At 66.6% G+C, this 2691-nt stretch carries 3 protein-coding genes and 1 pseudogene; 3 read left to right on the top strand and 1 reads right to left on the bottom strand.

Going from position 1 to position 2691, the window contains the following annotated elements; genetic code table 11:
* The 3 genes and pseudogenes from ELR45_RS41860 to ELR45_RS32430 form a co-directional block, all read left to right on the top strand.
* A pseudogene (locus ELR45_RS41860) lies at nt 1–209 on the top strand (hypothetical protein); the annotation flags it as partial.
* Nucleotides 200–706 (top strand): type III secretion system chaperone family protein, encoded by a 507-nt coding sequence (locus ELR45_RS32435; protein ID WP_129669965.1) that lies wholly within the window; start codon nt 200–202, stop codon nt 704–706. The pseudogene ELR45_RS41860 and the gene ELR45_RS32435, both read left to right, overlap by 10 nt.
* A 212-nt stretch (nt 707–918) precedes the next feature.
* The gene (locus ELR45_RS32430; protein WP_129669964.1) at nt 919–1665 is read left to right on the top strand and encodes a phosphoglyceromutase; all 747 of its coding nucleotides are present in this window, start codon (nt 919–921) and stop codon (nt 1663–1665) included.
* A gap of 78 nt (nt 1666–1743) precedes the next feature.
* Here the strand turns inward: ELR45_RS32430 and phoU are convergent, their stop codons facing one another.
* The gene (gene phoU / locus ELR45_RS32425) at nt 1744–2391 is read right to left on the bottom strand and encodes a phosphate signaling complex protein PhoU (protein WP_129669963.1); all 648 of its coding nucleotides are present in this window, start codon (nt 2389–2391) and stop codon (nt 1744–1746) included.
* Nucleotides 2392–2691 lie beyond the last annotated feature (300 nt).

Here is a 2691-nt window from a genome sequence, read left to right as displayed (position 1 = left end):
TGCTCGCTGACCACACGCCCGGAACCTGGGCTCGAGCCATCCTGGCGATGCTGGACAATCCCTCGAGCCTGCGGCGGCTGCGGTCCGGAGCCCTGACGCACGCGTCTCGGTTCGGATGGGACGTCACGGCCGCGAGTACGCTCGAGATCTATGCCGAAGCATGTGAACGTCGCCGTGCCGAGCTTCTGGAGGCCGTGACATGCCGGTGAACGACGGACGTCCCGACGACGTGGTGCGCGCGTACCTGGATGCCACCGGTCAGCCGTGGGAGGAGAGCACCCCGGGAAGCTTCTCGGTGGAGTTGCCCGGTGAGCGCAAGCTGAAGACCGCGTGCAGCCTGGCTGTACGCGACTATGGCCTCGTGGTCAACGCGTTCGTGGCGCGCCGGCCGGAGGAGAACCACGACGGGGTGCACCGGTGGCTGCTGGAGCGCAACGCCCGGCTTCCGGGGATCGCCTTCGCCACCGACCATGCCGGGGACATCTACCTGGTAGCAAGGCTCCCGTTGCATGCGGTCACCGGCGACGAGCTCGACCGGATCCTCGGCGCGATCCTCGACACGGCCGACTCATCTTTCAACACCATCCTGGACATGGGATTCGCCGAATCCATCCGCCAAGAGTGGAGATGGAGACTTGCCCGCGGCGAGTCCACTCGCAACCTCGCCGCCTTCGAGCACCTGCGTCCCGGCCAAGCCGAACCCTGAGACCAAGCCGACCCGAGAGACGTCGGTGGGATGGAGATCTCTTCGACTGATCTTCGGACGGCGGCAGATCAACGCAACCAGCTGGTAGAGCCGTCCGCCGGCCGCGTGAGACCGAGAAGAAATCTCCATCCCACCGACGTCGAGCGCGGCTTTCGTCAAGTATGGCAGGGCCGCGGAGTGCTCGAAGCGCCCACCTCGCTACGCTCGGGAGTATGACCTACCGCTTGGTGCTGCTCCGCCACGGCGAGAGCGAATGGAACGCGAAGAATCTCTTCACCGGCTGGGTCGACGTCGGCCTGACCGCCGCGGGCGAGTCCGAGGCACGGCGCGGCGGCGAGCTTCTCGCCGAGCGTGGCGTTCTCCCGGATGTCCTGCATACGAGCGTGCTGCGGCGTGCCATCCGCACGGCCGAGATCGCCCTCGACGTCGCGGATCGGCTGTGGGTGCCGGTCCGCCGCTCATGGCGGCTGAACGAGCGGCACTACGGCGCACTCCAGGGCAAGAACAAGAAGCAGACGCTGGAGCAGTACGGCGAGGAGCAGTTCATGCTGTGGCGCCGCTCGTACGACACGCCACCGCCCGCTATCGCCGACGACGACGAGTACGCCCAGACCGGTGACGCACGCTATGCCGACCTGCCTACGGAGCTGATGCCGCGCACGGAGTGCCTGAAGGATGTGCTCGAGCGGGCGCTGCCCTACTGGTATGACGCCATTGTGCCCGAGCTGCGGCGCGGACAGACCGTGGCGGTGGCGGCGCACGGGAACTCCCTGCGAGCGCTGGTGAAGCATCTCGACGGCATCTCCGACGAGGCTATCGCCGGGTTGAACATCCCCACCGGGGTCCCGCTTGTGTACGAGCTCGACGAGTCGCTACGTCCCGTCAAGGCCGGGGGCGAGTACCTCGACCCGGACGCTGCGGCCGCGGCCATCGAGGCGGTCAAGAACCAGGGCCGCTAGAGCCTGATCCGAAACGCACGAGCGCCCCAGCGTGACGCTGGGGCGCTCGTCTCTCGTCGATCTCGTGAGAAGGTCGCGCTAAGTCGACTGGATCTCGCCGGTCACCAGGTAACGGACGTGGCCCGCGATCTCCACCGCGTGATCCGCGAAGCGCTCGTAGTAGCGCCCCAGCAGTGCGATGTCGACGGCGGCTTCGACGCCCCGGTCCCACCTGTCGTCGAGGAAAGCCAGGAACAGGGATCGGTGCAGCTGATCCATCTCGTTGTCGTCGCGGGACAACTCGGCGGCCGAGGCCAGGTCACGCGTGCGCAGCACCTCGCCGGCCTTCTCCGCCATCTGCTCCGCGGTCTTGCCCATTGAGGCGAACGTGTCCATCAGCTCGTCCGGCACTGCGTGATCCGGATACCGCATCCGCGCGATCTTGGCGATGTGCGCGGCGAGGTCTCCCATCCGCTCGATGTCGGCGGTGGTGCGCAACGCGGCGGTGACGGTCCTGAGCTCGCTGGCGACCGGTCCCTGCGTAGCCATGAGCTCGATGACCAGCTCGTCGATCTCGAGCTGGTCACGGTTGATCGGAGCGTCCCCGCCGACCACCTTCTCTGCTTGCTCGAGGTCGGCGTCGAGCAAAGCCTTGGTGGCCAGGTGCATCTGCTCACCGGCTTTGCGAATCATGCCGACCAGTCGGCCGGTGACGGCGTCAAGCTGTTCGCGGTAAGCATCGCGCATAAGGTCGTCGTCCTGTCGTGAGGGTTCGGACATACATTGTGCCAGGTGGCCAGCGTAGGACGCGAGGTTTGGAGACTGGGCGGCTTAAGGTGAACCGGCTGGGAAATACGGGTGAACATCACGGCTCAACACCGGCACGAAGAGCGCGTTAGGGCGGTTTCACGGCTCTGAGCGCTTTACTATCGGTGAGTGTGGACGCCATCACCGCTGGAGTGCTGGCTGTCGTCGTCGGCTTGGTTGTCGGCCTGGCGGTCGGCTGGACGCTCCGATCCCGCCGTCGCCTTCCCGAAGTCGCGGCGC

It is taken from the genome of Phytoactinopolyspora endophytica (assembly GCF_004138495.1).
Lineage (GTDB): Bacteria > Actinomycetota > Actinomycetes > Jiangellales > Jiangellaceae > Phytoactinopolyspora > Phytoactinopolyspora endophytica.
This window is presented reverse-complemented; position numbering and strand designations above follow the sequence as displayed.

Coding starts and splice junctions, on each gene's coding strand:
- ELR45_RS32435 (WP_129669965.1), top strand. CDS start 200: ATGCCGGTGAACGACGGACGTCCCGACGACGTGGTGCGCGCGTACCTG.
- ELR45_RS32430 (WP_129669964.1), top strand. CDS start 919: ATGACCTACCGCTTGGTGCTGCTCCGCCACGGCGAGAGCGAATGGAAC.
- phoU (WP_129669963.1), bottom strand. CDS start 2,391: ATGCGCGATGCTTACCGCGAACAGCTTGACGCCGTCACCGGCCGACTG.